Genomic DNA, 22,046 nt, shown 5'->3' on the forward strand with positions numbered 1-22,046 from the left:
AAGAAAAAATAACGCGGAGTTGAATTATGGCAGGCAATTCTATCGTGAATATGTTTAAAATCAAAGAGCTCCGCAGTCGTCTGCTCTTTACCCTGTTGATTTTGGCCGTTTTCCGTATGGGAAGCGTCCTGACCATACCGGGTATCGATGCGAACGTGCTTTTGTCCTACTTCGACGAGCTTGCGCGTCAAAACAAAAACGCGTTTGCGAGCTATATGGACTTTTTCGTCGGCGGCGCTTTTTCGAATTTTTCCATTTTCATGCTCGGCGTTATGCCGTACATTTCGACGCAGATCATCATGCAGCTTGCGGTGATCATTTTTCCGTCACTGAAGCGAGTCGCCGAAGAAGACGGCGGGCAACGTAAAATCGCGATGTGGACGCGGGTCGGCACGATATTCGTGTGTCTGCTCCAGTCCTATGCGGTGACGGTCTATGCGTCGAGCATCCCGAATTCGATCATCATCGAAAACAGGATCGCGTTCCGTATGCTCGCGATGATAACCGTTACGACCGGTTCCATGGTGACGATTTGGCTCGGAGACCAAATTACGTCGCGCGGTATCGGCAACGGCATTTCGATGATGATCTTTGCCGGTATCGTCGCGCGTCTTCCGAGCGCGGTCGTGGAACTCGGACGGAAAATCGTTGCGGGCGACGTACAGCTCGTGTTTGCGATCATCGTGCTTGTCATGTTTATCGGCATCATCGCGCTCGTCGTATACGAAGAATCGGGCGAACGGAAGATACCCGTACACTACGCCAAGCGCGTTGTCGGACGGAAAATGTACGGCGGGCAAAACACGTATATCCCGTTTAAGATCAATCCGTCGAACGTCATCCCGCTCATCTTCGCGTCTTCTCTTTTGACGTTCCCGATCCAGCTTATTCAAATGTTCGGAAGCAATCGGAATTCCGCACGGTGGGTGTCGCGCCTCGCATCGTTCCTCACACCGAACGGAGTATGGTATAATATTCTGCTCGTCATCCTCATCGTCTTTTTTGCATACTTCTACACTCAGGTAACGCTGAACCCCACGGAAATTGCAAAAAACATCAGGGAAAACGGAGGTTCCATTCCCGGCGTGCGTACGGATAAAACGGAAGAATATCTGCAGCGGATATTGAATCGGCTCATATTGCCCGGCGCGATTTTTTTGTGCGCTATCGCGATATTGCCGACCTTTATTCAAACGATTTTCAGGTTTCCGCAGTCGATCGCTATGCTGATGGGCGGAACGTCGTTGATCATTATGGTCGGTGTCGATTTGGATACGATGAGTCAGGTTGAAGCCCTTCTCAAAATGCACCATCACGACGGATTGACGACGAAGGGCAGAATCAGGAGGTCGCGGAGCCTCTAGGCTTTGCGTATAACTGAAACATTGCATGGGAGAACAGTATGAAAGTACGAACCAGCGTAAAACCGATCTGCGCAAACTGCAAGGTCATCAAACGGGGCGGCATTATCCGCATCATTTGCACGAATCCGAAGCATAAGCAGAAACAGGGCTAAGGAGAAACTGTATGGCTCGAATTGAGGGTGTGGATATCCCGAACAAACACATAAGCATTGCATTGACGTATATCTACGGTATCGGCCGCCCCGCGGCGCGCGATATCTGCGAAAAGGCTAAAGTAGATCCGCAAAAATTGGCAAACGATCTTACGGAAGAAGAGCTTGCCCGTGTGCGCGAAGCGATCGACAAAAATTACAAAGTCGAAGGCCGGCTCCGTACGGAAATCGGTTTGAACTTAAAGCGGCTTATGGATATCGGCTGCTACCGCGGACTGCGTCACAGGCGCGGGCTTCCGGTACGCGGACAGCGCACGCGCACGAATGCGCGCACACGCAAAGGCAAAAAGAAGACGGTCGCCAACAAGAAAAAGGCGTAAGCGGAACCTTTGTCCGCGCTCGGCCGTTTTGTGCGGCATAAAAAGTGCGGATGCGTTTTGCGGCAAAAGATACGGCGCCGTCCGATGCGGCGTTTTTGGGAGATACAATGGCTACGGTTAAAAAGCGAAAAGAAAAAAAGAGCGTATACGAAGGCAACGTATACATTCAAGCTACATTCAATAATACGATCGTTACGATTACCGACTTGCAGGGCAATACGATTGCATGGGCGTCTTCCGGCGGGCTCGGCTTCCGCGGAGCGAAAAAATCGACTCCGTTTGCCGCTCAGTCGGTTGCGGAATCCGCCGTTCAAAAAGCCGCGAGTTACGGCTTGCGCGAAGTCCACGTGTACGTTAAGGGGCCGGGAATGGGACGTGAAAACGCGATCCGCTCCATCGGCAGTATGGGACTTAAAGTAAAATCGATTTCCGACGTTACACCGATTCCCCATAACGGATGCCGCCCGCGCAAAACGCGCAGCATGTAAAACTGCGTTGCGGTATAGCCGTTTTCCGGCGTATGCAAAAACGGCTTGTACCGTGCGGAACGGTTCATAGAAATTTATTAGTCGGGAACGGCGATGAGAGCTGCCGCTGCAAAAGGCGGGCGTATCGCATCGAAGTTGCCGATTTGGCTGATAGCGAAGAACGGCTCGTATTTGAGCTCTATTCTACATAAGGAGTTCGGATGGCTCGCAAAAATCTGCTCAAAGGTTTTAAAAAGCCGAAAGGCATTACTTACACTCCGCTCGAAACGAATCCGAATTACGGAAAGTTTACGGCGTATCCTTTTGAAACGGGATTCGGGACGACGATCGGCAATACGCTCCGCCGTGTCCTGCTTTCTTCGATTCAGGGCTATGCGGTCACGTCCGTCAGAATTACATCGTACGGTGCTGACGGTGTTCCGCACGTTATTTCAAGCGAATTCGAAGCGATTCCGAATATTGCGGAAGACACGCTGGAAGTTATCAACAGCTTAAAACAGATACGTTTGCGATTGCCCGGCGATACCGAGCAGGACACGATTTTGTATGAGTTCAAGGGACCCGGCACGGTCAAAAGCGACGACTTTGCCAAAGAGGGCGAACTTGAAATCATGACGAAGGATGCCCTCATCTTTACGATGACGGACGGAGCACGGGTCGATATCGAAATTCAAGTCGATTTGGGCAGGGGCTATGTTCCGGCCGAAGTAAACGAGCACTATATCGAAATCGTCGGTACGATTCCGATGGATGCGATTTTTACTCCGATCGTCAAAGTAAAGTACGCGATCGAACCGTGCCGCGTCGGACAAAGAAACGATTACGACAAGCTCGTGCTCGAAATCTGGACGGACGGAACGATTTCTCCCGAAGACGCGCTCGCGGAAGCGGCAAAAATCGCCGAAGAGCATTTCAGAATTTTTATCAACTTCGACGACAGTGCGATTTCCGGCGGAGACGACGGCGATGAAGGGGACAAGCACATCCGCGAAATCCTCAATACGCCCGTAGACGAACTTGAACTTTCGGTGCGTTCGTCGAACTGTCTGAAAAATGCGAATATCCGCACGATCGGCGAACTTACGAAAAAAACCGAAGACGATATCACGAAAACGCGAAACTTCGGCAAAAAGAGTCTTACGGAAATTAAAGAAAAGCTTCAGGAATGGGGTTTGACGCTCGGCATGACCGATTACAGTCATCTGAAGAATTTGAATATCACAAAGAAGGAAGAAACAGATGAATCATAAGATGGGATTTAATCCGCTTTCACGCACACCGGCACATCGCAGAGCTATGTCGCGGAATATGGTAACGTCTCTTTTTCGATTCGAACGCATTACGACGACGCAATCGAAAGCGAAAGAAGTGCGCAGATCTGCGGAAAAACTGATTACACGCGCAAAAGAGGATTCCGTACACAACCGCAGAGAAGCGGCAAAGTTTATTTCCGATGAAAAAATCTTAAATAAACTTTTTACGGAAATCGGGCCGCGCATGAAAGAGCGTGCCGGCGGCTATACTCGCATTTTGAAGCTCGGGTTCCGCTGCGGCGATGCCGCCGATATCGTCATCCTCGAACTCGTCGACTATAAACTTGATACGTCGAGCGAAGAGGAAAAGGCCGAAAAGAAAGCTGCGAAGTCGGCGGAAAAAAAGAACACTGAAAAGAAATCGGCTCCCGAAAAAAAGGATGCGGAAAAGAAATCGGCTTCCGAAAAAAAGAGCGCTGAAAAGAAATCGGACAACGCAAAAAAGTCGGCAAAGGCCGATAAAGCCGATGCTAAAAAATAATATCGCAGAGTAAATCAGGAAACTGTCCGGAAACCAAAGTTTTCGGACAGCACTTTAAAACGTTTGCGGAAAACCGACGTTTTCCGACTTACGCATGGGAGTTAAGTATGTCTAAAAATCATCGAGGAACGGGTCTGCGCTCTTTGCCGTCTCACGGAAGAGACGAGTGCCCCGTCTGTCATAAAACCAATATCAAAGTTTTGTACGAAGTTGAAATCGACGGACAAAAAATAAAAGTGTGCAAATTCTGCAACGCGGCGATGAAAAACAAAGCGCGGAAAGAAGCGCCTGCAAAAGAACCGGCGGCCGCTCCCGCAGCGGAAGCGAACGAAGCTCCCGCCGAAGCGACCGCGGAAAGTTAAGCGAATACCGAACGGAATCCTGCAAGCGCGGTATCCGTTCGGCTCAGTATCTTTAACCGCTGTATGGGGCTGTCTCAAAAGTCGGTTACTTTTTCGACAACCTGTCGAGTTTAAAATTAAGTTTTTATATTATAATGACTCAATTTTAAACATCGCATAGTACATCAAGGAAACAGTCCAAAAACTTCAGTTTTTGGACTGCCGCGGAAATGCCGCCCATGCGCGTTTTATATATACGCACTTCGGCGGCGTTTTTTTAACCGATATTTTTATTGATATTTTATTGACATTTTTGCTGTAGACTAAAAAATACAAGGCTTGCAATTATATATAATGCAAAGAATTAAGAGTGGAGATAGCCGGGATCGAACCGGTGACCTATAGATTGCGAACCTATCGCTCTACCAACTGAGCTATATCCCCGTATTTCGATATTATACTACAAATCGATAATTTGTTGCAAGAGGGCAGGCAGCGCGTAAATATTCGGTATGCGAAAAACGCGTCCCTGCGCAAAGTCCGATTCACGTGCGGCATTTGAAGCCGAACTTTCACCTGCCGCACCGACGAGTACGGCATTTCCTCCGAGCGCCGTATAGCCGTCGATATATTTGCGTTGATCGTCCAAAAAGAGCGTGTCGCCGATCGTGCCTCCGCATTTTTCGAGCGCCCGACGATAAGCGCTTTCGTAGGGTTTGCCTTTGAAAGCGCAGTCGCGTATGTCGCAAATCGATTCGAACTCGTCGGCGACGTTCAGTTTTTCAAGTACGCGCTCGGCGTGTTCTCTCGGCGAATTTGTTAAAATCGATTTCGGCATATCGATCGATGTAAGGAGCGGGCGCAGGTTTTCATCGGCATCGAGTTCATCCGCTTCGCTTTCGGGATGTATGTATGCCAAATAGCGTTCAATGTCCGTAAGGCCTTCGTGGCGCATCCATTCGAGCGTCGTCGAATAATGCGGCAGATTGGAAAGGCGTCTTTCAGCCGCCTCTTCGCGGCTGATGTGAAAAAAATCCGCAACGAGCGTAATCGTGCGCTCCAAAAAGCCCTTCGTCATATCGGACTCCGGTGCATAGAGCGTGCTGTCCAAATCGAATAAAAGGTGTGCGATTTCCATACCTTTGATAATTCCGTATTATTTTAAAAATTGTTCGGCCGCTTTTTTCACTTCCTGCACGTACTGCATATCGGCGATAAGAAGTCCGTCTTTCGACTCGATGACGACGCAGTTTTTTATACCGAGCAGTGCGACCGCTTTTCCGTCTTCCGTGTGAATGAGATTGCCGGATGCATCTTTGAAAAATGCGATGCCGTTTGCCGCGTTGCCGCTTTCGTCTTTTTCGGAAAGCTCCCACACTATGTTCCAAGAGCCGACGTCGCTCCAGCCCGCATCGAGCGGAATAACGACGGCGTTTTTCGTGCGTTCCATGACGGCGTAGTCGATCGAATTGCCCTGTACGGCTTCAAAATCGTTTTTATTGAGTTTAACGGCGGTATCCGTTCGTTCGGCGTTTTTGTACGCATCTTTTACGTGCGCAAGCATTTCCGGTACGAATGCTTTCATTTCCGCGAGGTACAGTTCGGCGGGGATTACAAACATACCGCTGTTCCAAAAATAATTTCCTTCCGCGGCGTATCGCCGGGCGGTCGCTTCATCCGGCTTTTCTTTGAACGCTTTGACCGGACGTACATCTTCGAGCGTACCCGCTTCGGTTTCGATGTAGCCGTATCCGGTTTCCGCCCTCGTCGGCACGATACCGAACAGCGCGTATTTATTTTTCAGTGCGGCTTTATGCGCTTTTACGACCGCTTTTTGAAAGGAGGGCACGTTTAAAATCGTCGCGTCGGAGGGAAGGACGAGCATGAGACCGTCGCCTTCGTGCTCTCTGCAGTACAGCGCCGCTGCTGCAATCGCCGGTGCGGTATTTCGCGCGACCGGTTCGAGCATGACGGGGCGCTCCAGCTTACCGATATCCGAAAGCTGCGAGCGGACAAGAGCGATATGGTGTTCGTTGCAGATTACGAGCGGAGACGATATAAAATCGAGACCGTCGAGCCGCATGGCCGTCTGCTGAATCATCGTTCGTTTTGCATCCGTGAGCGGGAGAAATTGCTTGGGTACGTCGGGTGTCGAAAGCGGCCACAGGCGCGAGCCCGCACCGCCTGAAAGAATTACGGGCAACATGAGATCACTGTATCACGCTTGACGCCGAAGAGCAAGGCGTGTATTTAAACGCGTCGTATTTGTGCGATATGCACTTGCGTGTGAATCGAATACGAGCGCAGAGCATGAGCGTCTTTTAATTTTTTCGAGATGTGTACTTTCGTACGCCTTCGGTACGAGATGCGTTTTCGAGCGCCGAATCGAACGTGAGCAGCGGCAGCTGCAGCCGCCCGGAAAGTTCGAGATAGGATGCGTCGTAAAACGAAAGCGAGTGCTTATCGGCGAATTCTTGGATTCGCATCATGAGTGCAGCATCGCAGTTTCCGTCGATGACGATCGGAAGTTCGAACAAATCGTATTCGATTTCATGCCGCTCCGTTTTTGTAATGCGTTTGTGCGCCGCAATGTACAGGATATTGCCCATTTCATAAAAAAATATATTCGGCACAAAAAATTGCCCGTTTTGCGAAACGATTGCAGAAATCGCCTCACGCGCTTTTGAAAATCCCTGTTCGCGCGAAGTTTCTTTTCCCGTAAAAAGCCCGAGAAAATACGCTGCCATAAACGATGCATCAACGACGGCTGCCGGAGTGTTACGCTCTTCCATCGGTTTTCCACTTGTTTATTTCTTTCAGACTGACGGGCTTGCCGCGCGAAGCGATGAGTTTTGCCCGTGCTTCGATACGGCGGCAGGCATCGCGCGCGCGTGTCGTATCGGCGGTTGCTTTTGTAAGCGTCGCGACGGGGCGGCCGTTTTTCGTTACGGTAACCGTAATGCCTTTTTCGATTTTACGGAGCAGTTCGGAAAAATGTGTTTTCGCGTCGAATGCACCGACTTCGATTGTACCCTGCATACACGTACCTCCGCTGCATATAAGATAACATAAAAAAATCGGAAAATCAACCGGTTGAAAAGACCGGTTGATTTAAATGGGTATCCTGAAAATTAGTCCTGATTCCACTGCGATACGTATGTAAAAAAATCCTTTCATCCGTTCTCTTCCCACTTCAAGCGCAATGTATTACAATGCGACATTATGGAAAATTTAAAACGAAGCGTTACCTGCGGAGAACTCCGAAAAAGCGATGTCGGTAAAACCGTCGTCTTAAACGGCTGGGTGCACCGCACGCGCGATTTGGGCGGTATCTTTTTTATCAGTCTGCGCGACCGCTACGGCATAACGCAAGTGCTCGTCGGACCCGATGCGGCACAAAGCGTCAAAAAAACCGCGGCTTCGCTCAAAAGCGAATACTGCATTGCAGTGCGCGGCACCGTTTCCGCGCGGGGCGATAAAGACGTCAACGCCGATATGCCGACGGGTGAAATCGAAGTGGCGGCCTGCGATATCGAAATCTTTACGGCTTCCGATCCGCTGCCCTTTGCGATCGACGAAGTGCGCCAAAAGGACGGAACTGTCGTATTGCCGAATGAAGATCTCCGTTTAAAATACCGCTATCTCGATCTGCGCCGTGCTCCGATGCAGCATCATATCATATTGCGCTCTCAAGTGACTTTCGCCGTCCGCGAATATCTTACGCAGCAGGGCTTTCTTGAAATCGAAACGCCGACTTTTATTAAATCGACGCCGGAAGGTGCGCGCGATTATCTCGTGCCTTCGCGCGTGCATGCGGGGAAATTTTATTCGCTGCCGCAAAGCCCGCAGCTGTACAAACAGCTTTTGATGGTTTCGGGTTTCGATAAATATTTTCAAATCGCCCGATGTTACCGCGACGAAGATGCGCGCGGCGACCGGCAGCCTGAGTTTACGCAGATCGATATGGAGATGAGCTTTACCGACCGCGAAGAAGTGCTCGGCGTAACCGAAGGCATGATGGGCTGGGTTTTTAAAAAGACGATGAACTTCGATTTGCCTCTGCGCTTCGACCGGCTTTCGTGGGAGGACGCGTTCGATTTGTACGGTTCGGATAAACCCGATCTCCGCTTCGATTTGAAAATGCAGGACGCGGCTTTTATGGCAGAACTCTCGGATTTCAACGCGTTCAAAGCGGGAGCTGCAAACGCAGGGCGCGATATCGAACGGCACAAACGCTCGGCGATAAAAGCGCTCGTCGTCAAAAACGTCGCCGACAAGTACAGCCGGAAAATGATCGAAGCGCTCGAAGCGGCTGCAAAGACGTATAAAGCGAAGGGGCTCGCGTGGATGAAAGTCGACGGTGAGGGCGCGTTCGAAGGCGGCATCTCTAAATTCTATGCGGGCAAAGAAAAAGAGATTTGCGAAAAGCTCGGCGCCGAAAAAAACGATTTGCTTTTGTTTGTGAGCGACGAAAGATGGCAGACCGCCTGCGTCGCACTCGGTGCCGTGCGCAAGCAGCTCGGTAAAGAACTCGATCTCTATGATCCCCGTGATCGGTTTCACTTTGTGTGGATTATCGACTTTCCGTATTTTGCGTGGAACGAAGACGAGAGCAAGTGGGAAACGGAACACCACATGTTTACGCTTCCGCAAAAAAAATATTGGGATACGCTCGAGCGCGATCCGGGTGCCGTCAAAGGCGATCTCTACGATTTGGTACTCAACGGCTACGAGCTTGCATCCGGTTCCATGCGTATCAACGATCCCGAACTGCAAAAACGCATTTTTAAAATCGTCGGCTACAGCGAAGAGCGCGCGCAAAAAGCGTTCGGTTTTCTCGTGCGCGCATTTCAATTCGGAGCTCCTCCGCACGGCGGCATCGCACCGGGTCTCGACCGCCTTATCATGCTCATGGAAGGGGAAGAGAGCATCCACGAAGTGATCGCCTTTCCGAAAAATAATTTGGCCGCTTCTCCGATGGACGAGAGTCCGAGCGAAGTGGAGCGGATACAGCTCGATGAACTGCACATCGCGGTAACCGAAAAGGAAGATGCAAAAGACGTATGAAAAACGTTTTCGGTTTTAATGAATTTAATAAAATCGAGAGGGGTCGCGCTTTAATAAAACGCTGTTTCGGAGTGCCTTTGTTCAGACAATATTTTCAAAACTCGATATTCGCCTTATTAATTATTATTTTTTCTATTTGCTTTGCTTCCTGCGAGCGTACTGCGGATCCGCGTACCGAAGCCCTCATGGGAACGGTGTGCACGGTGAACGCGTACGACGACGGCACGAAATCGCTGTACGACGAACTCTTCGCACGGCTGCATGAAATCGATGAGACTTTCAGCGTCACTATCGACTCTTCGGAAATCTCCGCAATAAATAAAGCTGCCGGTGAACGAAGCGTTTCCGTTTCTTCCGATACGGCCTACGTCGTTAGATCTGCTCTCGCCTTTGCGGAACTCACCGGCGGCGCCTTCGACCCGACCGTCGGCCCGCTCGTAAAGCTGTGGGGCATCAATACCGATCACGCGCGCGTACCCGCACAGAGCGAAATCGATGCGGTGCTGCCCTTGATAAACTGGCGCGATGTTTCCGCAGCAGACGACAATACCGTCATGCTCAAGCGGCGCGGTATGGCGCTCGACTTGGGCGGCATCGTCAAAGGCTACGCTGCAGACGAATTGACGAAAATTTTAAAAGCGCGAAAAGTACGCCGCGCCATCGTCGATTTGGGCGGCAACATCTTCGTGTACGGCAAAAAAAAGGACGGCTCTCCGTGGCGTGTCGGCATTAAAGATCCGAACGATCCCGAAGGCGTGCCGGCTATCGTTTTGAATGTGGCAAATTCGACGATCGTGACGAGCGGCGTCTACGAGCGTTTTTTTACGGAAAACGGCGTACGCTATCATCACATACTTGACGTAAAGACGGGATATCCTGCAGCCAGCGGTTTGCTTTCTTCGACGATCGTGTGCGAATCGAGCATGGCGGCCGACGCGCTTTCGACGAGCGTTTTCGTGCTCGGTAAAGAAGGCGGCATGGATCTGCTGCACAGGATACAGTCGTCGGCCGGTACGCCTCTTGCCGAGATTCCGGGGCTTCACGCGCAAGTGCTCGGCATATTTATCGAAGAAGACGGAAGCGTAAGCGCATCGAAAGCGCTTGAAGGTTCGCTCGAAGCGCCTGCCGTAAAGTTCGAATAGAGTCTCGCTTGCATACAGCACCGCTATGCGTATGCCGAAGCGGGACGGTTTGTTAAAATTGCAATGCGGCGTTCGGCTGCGGTTTTTGCGATCGTCAGCCTTTCCAATACGCTTCGGCTCTCGCGATGATTTTTGCAAGCGCCGAATCGTCCGAAGGAAGGGCAAAAAGACTCCCCGCGCCGCTTTCGGGATTTTGCCGAAGCGTTTCTTTTTTTTCGACGATGTACGCGCTCAACTCCGCGCTCAACTCCCGTGCAAAAAAGAGGGCGCGTTCTTTGAGCGCATCGGATGCCGCTGTTTGCAGCGTTTGCGGTGCGTCTCCCGCGCTTCCGGCGTCGGGCGTGCCGTCCGTCTGCCGCATATCTCCCGTACGGTTTACATTCCCTGCGCTTCCCGCATCGAGCGGGCTCGTTTGTTCCGCTTTACTTTCCGTGCTCGGCAGTTTTCCCTCCGCGGCGAATCGCGCGATAAAAGATGCCGTATCGTCCGCGATCTTTTGCGTTTCGCGTTCGGCCGCGCGTGCGGCTTCGGATGAAAAAAATTTGCTCGAATGGATAAACGCATACATTTGAAAGAGCGGTTCGATTTCGTACGAACGGAAATACTGTTTGACGATTTTTGCGAGCGCGTCGGAAAACGAAAGCGGGGCGAGTGAATCCGCAGTTTCGGGAATAAAGCGGACGCCGCTCATATAGTCCGCGCAAAAATCGATCGCGGCTTCACAGATCGCATCTCTGCTCGAAAAGTGATTGTAGAGAGAGGCTTTGTTTACGCCGAGGAGAGAGGCGATGTCGGCGAGGGAGACGGCACCCGCGCTTTTTTCGAACGCACACGTGAGAAAGGCTTGTAGTATTTTATCGCGGTCGATCCGTTTTTTTGCCATGCCGTCATTATATCGAAAAGCGCCGTGCTTGTATCTACGATGACGACTTCAGAGCTGAAATACTTTTTTTATGCTGAAGCCCCGGCTGCTGTGCAGGGCTTACGCATGAGAATCTATATTCCTCAAAAAATAACCATTACCGTAAAAAATCGGCTGCACTCCCGGCAGCAGCCCTGCCGTTCGCCGCGGCAGACCGTGATTGGAATCGGACTGCGCGAACTTTTTTACCAAAAAGTTCGCTTGCCATCGGTCTGAGCGGCTCGGCGGCATTGCCGCTGCCTCGCGTTCCGCCTTTTTTATTTTATATTATGTCTCTTTTCTGTGTATACATTTTTCATGCGTAATCCCTGGCTGCTGTGCGCTTTTTATTGTGAGAACGTTCGATATACGCTATAATGACGGTATGACACAGCATTCAGTTCCGCTTCGAAAAGACGTTCCTTTTTCGGACAAATGGGATTTATCGTCGCTGTTCGCATCGGACGGCGATTGGGAAAAAGCGCTTTCGGAAATCGAAACGCTCACCGAAAAAGCCGCCGCGTACAAAGGCAGGCTTTCCGAATCCGATAAAACGCTGCTTTCGGCGCTCAAAGCGTACGAAGCCGCCGACAAAAAACTCGAAGCCGTTTTCAATTACGCGAGTTTGCAGCTGACCGCGGATGAAACCGACTCCGCCGCTCAAAACAAAGAAGGGCGCGCGCGCATGGCGTACACGAAATACCTCGCGGCAACGAGTTTTTTCAATCCCGAACTTCAATCGATACCGGATGAAAAGATACGGGCTTGGATGGAAGAAGACGCCTTCCGCGATTACCGCGTCTTTTTGTCGAAACTGCTCCGTATGAAGCGTTTTGTTTTAAGCGAAAAAGAAGAGCGCATCATGTCGCTGCAAAGCGAAAGCGCATCCGCCGCACACAAAGCTTTTACCGTGTTTACCGATGCCGATCTGCGCTTCGGCACGGTGACGGTCGGCGGAGCAGAAAAACCTTTGACGCAATCGACGTGGAGCGTGTTTATGGACAATCCCGATCGGAGCGTCCGCGAAAACGCATATAAAAAATTCTACGGCACTTTCGAAGCTTACGAGCACACGCTCGCATCCCTCTATTCGGGAAGCGTCAATCAGGACGTGTTTTCGATGCGAGCGCGAGGCTATGCGTCCTGCCTCGAAAAAGCGCTCTATCCCGACAATGTGCCCGTAAGCGTCTACCGCAATCTCATCGATACCGTACATAAAAATCTTCCCGCACTTCACGAGTATTACGCGCTCAGAAAAAAAGCGCTTCATCTTTCCGAACTGCGCCACTGGGACGTATACGTGCCGCTCGTCAAAAACGTGCGCACGAACACGAGTTACGAAAAAGCGGTCGAAATATGCCGCGAAGCGCTTTCTCCTCTCGGAAGCGAATATACCGACCGGCTCTGCAGCGGACTTCTCGGCGGCTGGGTCGACCGCTATGAAAACAAAGGAAAGAGAAGCGGCGCGTTTTCAAGCGGCGTATACACGGGAAATCCGTTTATCCTGCTCAACTACAAAGACGACGTCATCCGCGACGTGTTTACGATGGCGCATGAAGGCGGGCATTCGATGCACACGTGGTATTCGGTGCACGCGAATCCCTATATGCAGTACAACTACACGATTTTCGAAGCCGAAGTCGCATCGACGTTCAACGAAGAACTCGTGTTCCGCTATCTTTTAAAACGAGCGGAAACCGACGATATGAAAGCCTATCTCCTCGCAACTCATGCGGGCGACATACTCGCGACGCTGTACCGCCAGACGATGTTCGCCGAATACGAATTGAAAGCGCACGAATTCGTCGAGGCGGGAGAGCCGCTTTCGGCGGAACTGCTTCGTAAAACCTATCGATCGCTTCTCGAAAAGTATTTCGGAAGCGAAATGCATTTTGAAACAAACAGCGATATGGAAGGCTTGCGTATCCCGCATTTTTACAGCGCGTTTTACGTATACAAATACGCAACGGGGATTTCGGCGTCTCTTGCGCTTGCCGAGCGCGTATTGAACGGAGGCAAAACCGAACGCGACGATTATTTCGGTTTTTTGAAATCGGGAGGTTCCCGCTACCCGATCGAATCGCTCAAAATCGCAGGCGTCGACATGAGCGAAAGCAAGCCGATCGAAGACGCGTGCGCCGTATTCGCGCGCATCGTAAAAGAGCTTTCGGCCCTGCTTAAGATTTAGCGAAAATGTGCCGATATATATAAAGTCGGATTTTTTGCGGAAAATCTTACGGAGATTATAATTGAAAGAAACCGAGTTTAACTCTTTTTTGGCAAAGATACCGAAAGCGGAAATACACATCCACATCGAAGCCGTCATGTCGTTTCGTACGATCGAAAAATTGTACGAGCGGCGCTTCGGTAAAAAGATGAGCGCTGCGGACGAAGCCGAACTCTTTTCATACGATAATCTCAACGGCTTTATCAAAGCCTTTCTCGCCGTACAGGATCTTTTTCAATCGGTTTCCGATTTCAAATACGTTTTCGACGATTTCGGAAAATATCTTGCCAAAAACAATATCGTCTATTGCGAAGCCTTTTTCGCGCCTTCCGCTTTTTTAAAAAAAGGATTCGACTACGGCGAAATGATTTCGCTCTTTTCCGAAAAGATCGCGGAGATCAAAGAAAAATACAATATCGTCATAAAACTCCTGCTCGACGTATCGCGGACATTCGGCTGCGACAATGCGATGAAAAATTACGAACTGCTCAAGCAATACCCGTGTAAAGACATCATCGGCATCGGACTCGGAGGAGCCGAACAAAAGGGACCCGCAAAAAATTTCGAACCCGTATTTTCGCGTGCGCACGCGGACGGCTTTCATGCAGTCGCACACGCGGGCGAAGACGTCGGACCCGAATCCGTGTGGGACACGATCAAATTCCTCCGCGCCGAACGAATCGGTCACGGCATCACATCGGTGCAGGATCCCGAACTCATGAGCTACCTCGCCGAAACGCAGCTGCCGCTCGAAGTGTGCATTACGAGCAACGTGTTTACGAAGCGTTTTATCGATACCGTCGAAAACCATCCGATTCGCCGCATGTACGACGAAAACATCTTCGTCACCGTAAACACCGACGATCCGCTCTTTTTCAAAACGAATCTCATCGAAGAATATTGGAAGTGCTACAAAAAGCTGCACTTTACGCTTCCCGAAATCAAGCGCCTCATCTGCAACGGCTTCAACGCGTCTTTCCTCTCAGAGACTGCAAAAAAATCTTACATCCGCGAAGTGAACGCCGCGTGGAAAGCTTTCGCACCCGCCGATTGACGAGCTTTGTTTTTTACAGTTATACTTTTCAGTTATGGAACAAACGCTCCCGAAAATGCTGAAAAAAACCGCTGTCGATTTTCCCGAAATCGCGGCGCAGTATTCGAAAAATGCCGAAGGTGTTTTCGAACCGACATCGTATCGAGAACTGTATGAAACTTCCCTCGATTTTGCCGCTGCTTTAAAACAGCTCGGCGTAGTGCGCGGCGAGCCTGTCGGTCTCATCTCCGACAACCGTAAAGAGTGGGAACAGGCCGATATGGGGATTATGGCGCTCGGTGCCGTCGATGTTCCCCGCGGCTGCGATGCGACGCTTATCGACTTGCAGCAAATTTTGTCGTTTACGGAATGCGCCGTCGTCATTGCGGAAAATGCCGCGCAGATTAAAAAGATCGTTTCCGTAAAGAGCGAACTGCCGCATCTGAAAACGCTCATTTCGTTTGAAGACGTCGGCGACGATATAAAAACGGACGTAAAAAAATCCGGGATCGATTTATTATTTTTTAATAATTTATTGAACGAAGGTAAAAAGTACAATATCGAACACAGGGCTGAAATCGAAGCCGAACTCGAAAAGGGAGAGTGGAACGATACCGCGTGTATCATCTTTACGTCGGGTACGACGGGTATGCCCAAGGGTGTCGAACTTTCGCACGGCAATTTTTTGACGCAGCTCGACGAACTGCAGGAGCGAATTTATTTGAATCCCGGCGACCGCGCGCTGTGCGTGCTTCCGGTGTGGCACGTGTTTCAGCGGCTGTGCGAATATGTCATTTTGATTCAAGGTGCCGCGCTCTGTTATTCGAAGCCGGTCGGAAGTATCCTCCTCGCCGATTTTCAAAAGATCAATCCTCACCTCATGCCCGCCGTTCCCCGCGTGTACGAAGCGATCTACGACGGTATCAACCGCAAGATGCGCAAAACGGGCGGTTTCGTTTACATGCTGTTCCGATTTTTCGTCGGAGTTGCGATTTTGCATTCGCGGATCGACAGGCTCCTCTTCCGCAAAAACGTGCGCTTCGGACCGGACTACATCGGTGCGCTGTGGGCGCTGCTCGTCATCCCGTGGCTTTTGCTCTATCCTCTCAAATTGCTCGGGGATGCGCTCGTGTTTCGAAAAATCAAAGCGATGCTCGGGAAAAACTTCCGCGCGGGCGTTTCCGGCGGCGGCGCCTATCCGCACAACATCGACGAGTTCTTTTGGGCGATCGGCGTAAAGGTCGTCGAAGGCTACGGCCTCACCGAAACCGCTCCCGTCGTTTCCGTACGGCCGATAGCCGATCCCGTGTTCGGCAATGTCGGCTCTCCCATCCGCGGCGTCAAAGTGCGTATCGTCGATCAGGACGGCTATGTGCTCGGACGCTGCAAACAGGGCGTCGTGCAGGTAAAGGGCGGCACGGTGATGAAGGGATATTACAAGCGTCCCGATTTGACGGCAAAAGTGATGACCGTCGACGGCTGGTTCGACACGGGCGATATCGGCATCCTTTCGATTCACGACGAAATCGTTTTAAAAGGCCGCATGAAAGATACGATAGTGCTCCGCGGCGGCGAAAATATCGAACCGCTTCCGATCGAGCAAAAGCTGCAGGAGTCGCGCTTTATCAAAGCGGCCGTCGTTGTCGGTCAGGACGAACGCTATCTCGGCGCGCTCATTCTCGTCGATGAAGACGAAGTAAAAGGCTATGCGGCCGAAAACGGCATCCAATACGATACCTACGAAAATCTGCTCGCATCCGAATATATTCAAACGCTGTATGCGAGCGAAATCAACGGCCTCATCAATTCGAAAAACGGGTTTAAGATGTTCGAGCGGATCAATAAATTCGCACTGATCACAAAGCCATTTGAAGTCGGCGTCGAACTTTCGGCGAAACAGGAAATCATGCGTTTCAGGATCGGTGAAATCTACGCTGAAGAAATCGCTTCTCTGTTCGTTCAGGATCAGAAAGCGGATATGTGAGGAAATCGAATATGAAAGACATAGTGCCGGCGGAGATCATCGTACGCGATGTGTGCCGCGTAAAAAAAGGCGAGCGTGTGCTCATCGTCGCAAATCCCGAAACGAATATGATTGCGCAGGATTTATTCGAAGCGGTAAAAAAGGCGGGCGGTGTGCCGGTGCTTATGTTTCAAACCATAAAAAATTCGTTCGACAACGCATCGCCCGAAGTGCTCGCTTCTATCGCGACGAATCCCGACCTGTGCTTTTCCGTGTCGTCGTCAAAGCTCGGAAAAGATCCCGGCGCGGCGGCGCATCCCTATGTCGACGCAAAGGGCACGAAATTCATGCATATCTTCGACTTTTTACTGAACGGCAAAAAATCGATGCGCGCCGTGTGGATGCCGGGCATCACGCAGGAGATGTACGAACGTGCGGTTCAGATCGATTACAAAGAGCTCGCCTCTCGCTGTGCGGTGTTAAAAAAAGCGTATGAAAAAGCCGTCTCCGTTCACGTTACTTCTCCCGGCGGAACGGATGTCGTCGTGCCGGTCGCGGGACGCAAAGCCTTCGAAGACGACGGAGATTTTTCGAAGCCCGGTTCGGGCGGAAACATCCCCGCGGGAGAAGTGTTTATCAGTCCCGTCGTCGGTACGGGAAACGTGCAGGACGAGGGGAATCTCATCGATAAGATCAAACAGAAGATCGGTGCTCAAAGCGATGCCGAAGACGCGGACGGCGTTCAAGGCAGTGCGGAAGGAGCGGGTGCGCAAGGGGACGGCAGGCACGCCGAAGAAAAAAACGCGCCGGGTGCATCCGGCACAAACGGGAAAATCGTATTCGACGGTTCGATGACGTTCGGTGACGGAGATGCCCTTCTTGAAACGCCGATAGTCGTGCAGGTTGCCGACGGTTTTGTAACCGACATAGAGGGCGGAGAGGAAGCCGCGCGCTTGAAAAAAACGATCGCCGACGCGGAAGCGAAATCGCTTGCGATGGAAAAGGAAGGAAAGCTGCCCGAAGGGGAAGGGAGCGTGTATCGCAGAAATGCGCGCAATATCGGAGAGCTCGGTATCGGCTTGAATCCCGCCGCCGTCATTACGGGAAACATGCTCGAAGACGAAAAAGCGTTCCGAACGTGTCACTTTGCGATCGGTGAAAATTACGACAGCGATGCGCCCGCTCTGATTCACCTTGACGGCGTCGTCCGCGAACCGACGATCGAAATAACGTATGAAGACGGCTCCGTGCGGACGGTTTTGCGAAACGGAGACCTGATGCTGTGAGCAGCACAACAGATTGTCGGAAAGTTTTAAAAACTGCGGCTTGTTACGAAAATGAAAATTTCCGCAATCGATAAGACTTGCAAAAATTGCGTGAAAAAATTGCGTTGACATGCTGCGATATTTTTTGTTATAATGATTTCGGCGTCGTACCCAAGTGGTAAGGGACGGGTCTGCAAAACCCTTATGCAGCGGTTCAATTCCGCTCGACGCCTTGGGCCGGAATATCGCATGATGTTCCGGCTTTTTTTCATCGAGGCGGCTTATGGAAACCATTTCGTGCGATTACATCATTGTCGGTGCCGGCAGCGCGGGGCTTGCCTCGGCGCAATATGCCGCGCGCGCGGGTTTGCGCACGATCGTCTTCGATCCGTTCGAGCCGGGCGGACAGGCGCTGCAGATCGTCGAGCTTGAAAATTATCCGGGCGTCTTTCCGGCCGTTACGGGAATCGATTTTATCGGTACGATGAAAAAGCAGGCGGAATCTTTCGGTGCGCGGATTGCGCAGGCGAAGATCGCTTCGATCGATAAAATTAAAAATACGTTTTACGTTCATACCGAAAGCGGCGAATACAGCTCTTTTGCGCTCCTTATTGCGACGGGTGCCGAACACCGGATGCTCGGCGTTCCCGGTGAAAAAGAATTGACCGGAAGAGGTGTTTCGTACTGCGCGACCTGTGACGGGCCTTTTTTTCGCAACAAAGCGATTGTCGTAGTCGGAGGCGGCGATTCGGCATGTACCGAGTCTCTCTACCTTGCAACGCTTTCTCCGCACGTTACGCTCGTCCATCGTAAAGCGCAGTTCCGTGCGGAATATTCTATTGTCGAAAAAGTGAAAAACGATAAAAACATACATATCAAATACAATACGCTTGTAAAAGAAATCCGAGGGAACGGACGGGTACAATCCGTACTGCTCGAAGATACGGAAACGGGAGACGAAGCTGAACTGCCTGCCGATGCCGTATTCATCTTCGTCGGCATGAAAGCGCGCACGGAACTCTTCGATACGCTGCCGAAAGACGGGGCGGGTTATATCGTGACGAACGAAAAGATGGAAACGATTATGCAGGGTCTGTACTGCGCAGGCGATGTACGTGCAAAACCGTTCCGCCAAATCGTCACCGCGGTTTCAGACGGCGCGATCGCGGCACACGAAGCTGCCGAATACGTAAAGCGGGTTTTGCCGGCCGGAGAACGAGCATGAATCGTTTTACAAAATCAATATTATTAATTATTAATATGGCGATCGCCGTTTCGCCGCGGCTTTTTGCGCAGAGCGAAACGAGCTCCGAATCGCTTCCGAAAGGCGTCACGTTTTGGAGCGATTATCCGGCAGAAACGCTCGCACGCACGATCGTCGAACGCATGAGCGATGCGGAATGCCTTTCGCAGATATTTATGTTCGGCTGGGCGGGCGCCGAGCCGGATCAGCTTTTGTATGATTGGGTTTCGCGCGGGCTCGGCAGCGTAAAAGTGTTCGGATGGAACACGGGGGATATACGCCTCGTTGCGAGTTCCGTTTTTTCGTTGCAGCGGAGCGCGTCGCAAACGAGATTTAAAATACCGCTGTTCGTCGCGACCGATCAGGAGGGCGGTTGGATCCGCCACGTCAAAGGCGAAACGTCGATCACGCCGGGCAATATGGCGATCGGAGCTGCAGGCTACCCCGTCGACGCGTGGTACAGCGCGTATTATATTTCGCGCGAAATAAAAGCGCTCGGCATCAATATGAATTTTGCACCGTCGGTCGATCTCTTTACCGATCGCACTTCCACGATCATCGGACCGCGCTCCTTCGGAGACAATCCCGAACACGCGGGCATTCTCGGTGCGGCTTTTTCCGCAGGGAGCATTGCGGCGGGCGTTATCCCGACGGCAAAGCATTTTCCGGGACACGGAGACACCGACGGCGACTCGCACGTAAGGCTTCCCGAAATCGATATCGACGAAAAGACGTTCATGCATCGAGAACTCGTTCCGTTCGAATACCTCGTCAGGCAAAAAATCCCCGCGATCATGTCGGGGCATTTGAGTTTTCCGAAAATCGATGCAAGCGGTGCGCCCGCTTCCCTTTCAAAATATTTCCTCACCGATTTGCTGCGCACGAAGCTCGGCTTTGACGGCTTGATCATTACCGACGATATGATGATGAACGGCGATACGCTCTACGCGGGTTCGTTGACGAACGCGTTTTACCTTGCGATAGCGGCCGGCAACGATATCCTCATCTCTTCGACGACGGCGCGCTTAAACGAACCGTTGTGGACGGTAAACCTTGATCGCATGAAAACGGACGCTTCATTCCGCGACCGCGTAAAAGATGCGGCGTATCGCGTCTTAAAAGCAAAGCTCGATTATTTTAAAAGCGGAAATGCGGCACCTCTTTATCCCGATGCCGCTTCGATCGGAAAGTATATTCCCGATAAAGAAGGCGAAAAGTTTTTTTTAGAACAGGCGTGCCGGTCGATTACGCTGTACAAAAAAGGTACGCTGCCGCTTTCGAGCCGTGATGCCGGCCGTGTGCTCTTTGTCGGCTCTCTTTCTCGATTTTTCAGCGAAGGAAAGCGGCGCTATGCCTCTTCCGGCGATTATCGGTTTTCTTCGGAGCCCGGACCGAACGAAACGCAGTATATGTGCGATCATATCCTTGAAAGCGCTGCCGCCTACAATACGGTCATATGCTGTGTTTCGAATGCCCAGTCCGCGCGTATCGCCCGCACGCTCAAAGGAAGCGGGAAGAGAATCGTGATCTTTTCGATCATGTCGCCCGAATACTCACTCGATTTCAGCTGGGCGGATTCCGTCGTTATGGGATACAGCTGGTCGTCGTATACGTTCGATGCGATGTTCGGCGCGCTCGCAGGCGAATACGAAGCCCAAGGCACTTTGCCGTTTAAACCGTAAAGCGTTTGTACCGATTTTGCGTGCGGCTTTCGCGCGCTTTCAATCAACGAACTTGCCGAATGACGTCGCGCGCTTTTAACCCGAACGCCGCTGCCGCCTTTTTGCGCGCCGCTGCCGCCTTTTTGCATCGCCGGGAAAATTATTAATATTTCGGGATTGTAATTTTTTTCGTGTCCGCTTCTCTGCCGTATACTTCTATTTGTGTCAGCGCCGGAAACGGCGAGTCGAGTGTTTCATCTTTCAGCAATTTGCCTAAAGTTATGTATGTCGTTTTTTTCGGAACGATTTTGAATACATGGGGTGCCGCGCTTTTCTTTAGAGAAAATACTTGTACGCTGCCGTCGGAAAAACCGATTTCTATTTGTTTCCAATAATTATCGTGAGGAAAATCGGCGCGGCATATCAGTATGATTTTATCCGTATATATGTTTCGTCCGAAATCAAGCGTAAGCAACGCTTGGGGATCCCGATTGATACCCCACGATTCATACGGCCATTTGCCGTGCGAGCGATTTTCACAGTTGCCGTTGATCGCATTGCGTGCGGCGAAAACGGATTCGCCTCTGGTTTCGATATTTGCTTTTGCATGAGGAAAGCAAACGTCGTTCGTATGCGTATCGTGATCGTTCAGTGCGAGATTTTTATATGCATCGATTTCTTCTTCGTATGCGACGCGCGCTTTGAGTAAATGCAAGGTTCCCGAAAAAGTTTTCGGATCGTAAGAAAACTTTTTTTCTCCGAACGGAATTTCATATGTGAAGACCGGTCCTTTCATGTAGACAAAAGCGGGATTTAAAACCGTATCGAACTGAATTATAAAAAAACAATTGCTTTTCGACACGGAAAATACGATACGGTCGCCCACGCGGTATTCGTGTTCATATACCAAGTGCACGAAATCTTCCCCGATTTGCCGTGCAAGCACTTCGCCTTTTTCATTTTTTATCTCAAGTGTCAGAGTGTTTTTCGACATACACGCTACTGTATATCGAATATTCGTTTTA

The 22,046-nt window shown here is 51.0% G+C and carries 21 protein-coding genes and 2 tRNA genes; 16 read left to right on the forward strand and 7 right to left on the reverse strand.

Going from position 1 to position 22,046, the window contains the following annotated elements:
• Positions 1-26: 26 nt before the first annotated feature.
• The 7 genes from secY (at position 27) to HRI97_RS02345 (ending at position 4,540) form a co-directional block, all read left to right on the forward strand.
• Positions 27-1,364, forward strand: coding sequence for a preprotein translocase subunit SecY (secY, locus tag HRI97_RS02315; RefSeq protein ID WP_253726297.1), 1,338 nt, complete (start codon positions 27-29; stop codon positions 1,362-1,364).
• Positions 1,365-1,402: 38 nt separating this feature from the next.
• On the forward strand, positions 1,403-1,516 hold the full coding sequence (gene rpmJ, locus HRI97_RS02320; protein WP_016520668.1) for a 50S ribosomal protein L36: 114 nt from the start codon (positions 1,403-1,405) through the stop codon (positions 1,514-1,516).
• An 11-nt stretch (positions 1,517-1,527) separates the two neighbouring features.
• Positions 1,528-1,896: a 30S ribosomal protein S13 gene (gene rpsM, locus HRI97_RS02325; RefSeq protein ID WP_016520667.1), complete on the forward strand. Its 369-nt coding sequence runs from the start codon at positions 1,528-1,530 to the stop codon at positions 1,894-1,896.
• A 107-nt stretch (positions 1,897-2,003) separates the two neighbouring features.
• Entirely contained in the window at positions 2,004-2,384 is a 381-nt protein-coding gene (gene rpsK, locus HRI97_RS02330) for a 30S ribosomal protein S11 (protein ID WP_180486843.1), read from the forward strand.
• A 200-nt stretch (positions 2,385-2,584) separates the two neighbouring features.
• Positions 2,585-3,634 carry a DNA-directed RNA polymerase subunit alpha gene (locus tag HRI97_RS02335; protein WP_180486842.1) on the forward strand — a complete coding sequence of 350 codons (1,050 nt, stop codon included), beginning with the start codon at positions 2,585-2,587 and terminating at the stop codon, positions 3,632-3,634.
• Positions 3,624-4,178 (forward strand): 50S ribosomal protein L17, encoded by a 555-nt coding sequence (rplQ, locus tag HRI97_RS02340; protein ID WP_253726298.1) that lies wholly within the window; start codon positions 3,624-3,626, stop codon positions 4,176-4,178. The genes HRI97_RS02335 and rplQ overlap by 11 nt, the downstream gene beginning before the upstream one ends.
• A gap of 107 nt (positions 4,179-4,285) precedes the next feature.
• The gene (locus tag HRI97_RS02345; protein WP_253726299.1) at positions 4,286-4,540 is read left to right on the forward strand and encodes a hypothetical protein; all 255 of its coding nucleotides are present in this window, start codon (positions 4,286-4,288) and stop codon (positions 4,538-4,540) included.
• Between the two features lie 350 nt (positions 4,541-4,890).
• Here HRI97_RS02345 and HRI97_RS02350 read toward each other — a convergent pair.
• The 5 genes from HRI97_RS02350 to HRI97_RS02370 form a co-directional block, all read right to left on the reverse strand.
• Positions 4,891-4,963 (reverse strand) — tRNA-Ala (locus HRI97_RS02350).
• A gap of 16 nt (positions 4,964-4,979) precedes the next feature.
• Positions 4,980-5,657 carry an HAD-IA family hydrolase gene (locus HRI97_RS02355; RefSeq protein ID WP_253726300.1) on the reverse strand — a complete coding sequence of 226 codons (678 nt, stop codon included), beginning with the start codon at positions 5,655-5,657 and terminating at the stop codon, positions 4,980-4,982.
• Positions 5,658-5,675: 18 nt separating this feature from the next.
• Positions 5,676-6,725: a mannose-1-phosphate guanylyltransferase/mannose-6-phosphate isomerase gene (locus HRI97_RS02360; RefSeq protein ID WP_253726301.1), complete on the reverse strand. Its 1,050-nt coding sequence runs from the start codon at positions 6,723-6,725 to the stop codon at positions 5,676-5,678.
• A 115-nt stretch (positions 6,726-6,840) separates the two neighbouring features.
• Positions 6,841-7,311 (reverse strand): type II toxin-antitoxin system VapC family toxin, encoded by a 471-nt coding sequence (locus HRI97_RS02365; protein WP_253726302.1) that lies wholly within the window; start codon positions 7,309-7,311, stop codon positions 6,841-6,843.
• Positions 7,298-7,558 carry a type II toxin-antitoxin system Phd/YefM family antitoxin gene (locus HRI97_RS02370; protein ID WP_180486837.1) on the reverse strand — a complete coding sequence of 87 codons (261 nt, stop codon included), beginning with the start codon at positions 7,556-7,558 and terminating at the stop codon, positions 7,298-7,300. The genes HRI97_RS02365 and HRI97_RS02370 overlap by 14 nt, the downstream gene beginning before the upstream one ends.
• A gap of 183 nt (positions 7,559-7,741) precedes the next feature.
• Between HRI97_RS02370 and aspS the strand changes: the two genes are divergently transcribed.
• Together aspS and HRI97_RS02380 are read left to right on the forward strand one after the other, a co-directional pair.
• The gene (aspS, locus tag HRI97_RS02375; protein WP_253726303.1) at positions 7,742-9,586 is read left to right on the forward strand and encodes an aspartate--tRNA ligase; all 1,845 of its coding nucleotides are present in this window, start codon (positions 7,742-7,744) and stop codon (positions 9,584-9,586) included.
• The gene (locus HRI97_RS02380; protein WP_253726304.1) at positions 9,583-10,728 is read left to right on the forward strand and encodes an FAD:protein FMN transferase; all 1,146 of its coding nucleotides are present in this window, start codon (positions 9,583-9,585) and stop codon (positions 10,726-10,728) included. The genes aspS and HRI97_RS02380 overlap by 4 nt, the downstream gene beginning before the upstream one ends.
• Positions 10,729-10,822: 94 nt before the next feature.
• On the opposite strand, the gene HRI97_RS02385 is transcribed toward HRI97_RS02380, so the two are convergent.
• On the reverse strand, positions 10,823-11,611 hold the full coding sequence (locus HRI97_RS02385; protein WP_253726305.1) for a TetR/AcrR family transcriptional regulator: 789 nt from the start codon (positions 11,609-11,611) through the stop codon (positions 10,823-10,825).
• 403 nt (positions 11,612-12,014) lie between these two features.
• Between HRI97_RS02385 and pepF the strand changes: the two genes are divergently transcribed.
• The 7 genes from pepF (at position 12,015) to HRI97_RS02420 (ending at position 21,042) form a co-directional block, all read left to right on the forward strand.
• Positions 12,015-13,817, forward strand: a complete 1,803-nt coding sequence (pepF, locus tag HRI97_RS02390) for an oligoendopeptidase F (protein ID WP_253726306.1) — start codon at positions 12,015-12,017, stop codon at positions 13,815-13,817.
• A gap of 61 nt (positions 13,818-13,878) precedes the next feature.
• Positions 13,879-14,910 carry an adenosine deaminase gene (gene add / locus HRI97_RS02395; protein ID WP_253726307.1) on the forward strand — a complete coding sequence of 344 codons (1,032 nt, stop codon included), beginning with the start codon at positions 13,879-13,881 and terminating at the stop codon, positions 14,908-14,910.
• A gap of 34 nt (positions 14,911-14,944) precedes the next feature.
• Entirely contained in the window at positions 14,945-16,873 is a 1,929-nt protein-coding gene (locus HRI97_RS02400; protein WP_253726308.1) for an AMP-dependent synthetase/ligase, read from the forward strand.
• An 11-nt stretch (positions 16,874-16,884) separates the two neighbouring features.
• Positions 16,885-18,138, forward strand: coding sequence for an aminopeptidase (locus HRI97_RS02405; protein ID WP_253726309.1), 1,254 nt, complete (start codon positions 16,885-16,887; stop codon positions 18,136-18,138).
• 140 nt (positions 18,139-18,278) lie between these two features.
• Positions 18,279-18,350, forward strand: a tRNA-Cys gene (locus HRI97_RS02410).
• A 50-nt stretch (positions 18,351-18,400) separates the two neighbouring features.
• Complete coding sequence (trxB, locus tag HRI97_RS02415; protein ID WP_253726310.1) at positions 18,401-19,342, forward strand: thioredoxin-disulfide reductase; 942 nt, start codon at positions 18,401-18,403, stop codon at positions 19,340-19,342.
• Positions 19,339-21,042 carry a glycoside hydrolase family 3 protein gene (locus tag HRI97_RS02420; protein ID WP_253726311.1) on the forward strand — a complete coding sequence of 568 codons (1,704 nt, stop codon included), beginning with the start codon at positions 19,339-19,341 and terminating at the stop codon, positions 21,040-21,042. The genes trxB and HRI97_RS02420 overlap by 4 nt, the downstream gene beginning before the upstream one ends.
• 142 nt (positions 21,043-21,184) lie before the next feature.
• On the opposite strand, the gene HRI97_RS02425 is transcribed toward HRI97_RS02420, so the two are convergent.
• Entirely contained in the window at positions 21,185-22,015 is an 831-nt protein-coding gene (locus HRI97_RS02425) for a carbohydrate-binding protein (protein ID WP_253726312.1), read from the reverse strand.
• Positions 22,016-22,046 lie beyond the last annotated feature (31 nt).

It is taken from the genome of Treponema socranskii subsp. buccale, assembly GCF_024181585.1.
GTDB classification, from domain to species: Bacteria; Spirochaetota; Spirochaetia; order Treponematales; family Treponemataceae; genus Treponema_D; species Treponema_D buccale.

Excerpts from the sequence above, each read along its gene's own strand:
- HRI97_RS02370 (WP_180486837.1), bottom strand. The coding sequence starts at position 7,558 with ATGCAGGGTACAATCGAAGTCGGTGCATTCGACGCGAAAACACATTTT.
- HRI97_RS02400 (WP_253726308.1), top strand. The coding sequence starts at position 14,945 with ATGGAACAAACGCTCCCGAAAATGCTGAAAAAAACCGCTGTCGATTTT.
- HRI97_RS02365 (WP_253726302.1), bottom strand. The coding sequence starts at position 7,311 with ATGGAAGAGCGTAACACTCCGGCAGCCGTCGTTGATGCATCGTTTATG.
- HRI97_RS02405 (WP_253726309.1), top strand. The coding sequence starts at position 16,885 with ATGAAAGACATAGTGCCGGCGGAGATCATCGTACGCGATGTGTGCCGC.
- HRI97_RS02420 (WP_253726311.1), top strand. The coding sequence starts at position 19,339 with ATGAATCGTTTTACAAAATCAATATTATTAATTATTAATATGGCGATC.
- HRI97_RS02345 (WP_253726299.1), top strand. The coding sequence starts at position 4,286 with ATGTCTAAAAATCATCGAGGAACGGGTCTGCGCTCTTTGCCGTCTCAC.
- HRI97_RS02425 (WP_253726312.1), bottom strand. The coding sequence starts at position 22,015 with ATGTCGAAAAACACTCTGACACTTGAGATAAAAAATGAAAAAGGCGAA.
- rplQ (WP_253726298.1), top strand. The coding sequence starts at position 3,624 with ATGAATCATAAGATGGGATTTAATCCGCTTTCACGCACACCGGCACAT.
- trxB (WP_253726310.1), top strand. The coding sequence starts at position 18,401 with ATGGAAACCATTTCGTGCGATTACATCATTGTCGGTGCCGGCAGCGCG.
- pepF (WP_253726306.1), top strand. The coding sequence starts at position 12,015 with ATGACACAGCATTCAGTTCCGCTTCGAAAAGACGTTCCTTTTTCGGAC.
- secY (WP_253726297.1), top strand. The coding sequence starts at position 27 with ATGGCAGGCAATTCTATCGTGAATATGTTTAAAATCAAAGAGCTCCGC.
- aspS (WP_253726303.1), top strand. The coding sequence starts at position 7,742 with ATGGAAAATTTAAAACGAAGCGTTACCTGCGGAGAACTCCGAAAAAGC.
- HRI97_RS02355 (WP_253726300.1), bottom strand. The coding sequence starts at position 5,657 with ATGGAAATCGCACACCTTTTATTCGATTTGGACAGCACGCTCTATGCA.
- rpsK (WP_180486843.1), top strand. The coding sequence starts at position 2,004 with ATGGCTACGGTTAAAAAGCGAAAAGAAAAAAAGAGCGTATACGAAGGC.
- HRI97_RS02385 (WP_253726305.1), bottom strand. The coding sequence starts at position 11,611 with ATGGCAAAAAAACGGATCGACCGCGATAAAATACTACAAGCCTTTCTC.
- rpsM (WP_016520667.1), top strand. The coding sequence starts at position 1,528 with ATGGCTCGAATTGAGGGTGTGGATATCCCGAACAAACACATAAGCATT.
- HRI97_RS02360 (WP_253726301.1), bottom strand. The coding sequence starts at position 6,725 with ATGTTGCCCGTAATTCTTTCAGGCGGTGCGGGCTCGCGCCTGTGGCCG.
- HRI97_RS02335 (WP_180486842.1), top strand. The coding sequence starts at position 2,585 with ATGGCTCGCAAAAATCTGCTCAAAGGTTTTAAAAAGCCGAAAGGCATT.
- rpmJ (WP_016520668.1), top strand. The coding sequence starts at position 1,403 with ATGAAAGTACGAACCAGCGTAAAACCGATCTGCGCAAACTGCAAGGTC.
- HRI97_RS02380 (WP_253726304.1), top strand. The coding sequence starts at position 9,583 with ATGAAAAACGTTTTCGGTTTTAATGAATTTAATAAAATCGAGAGGGGT.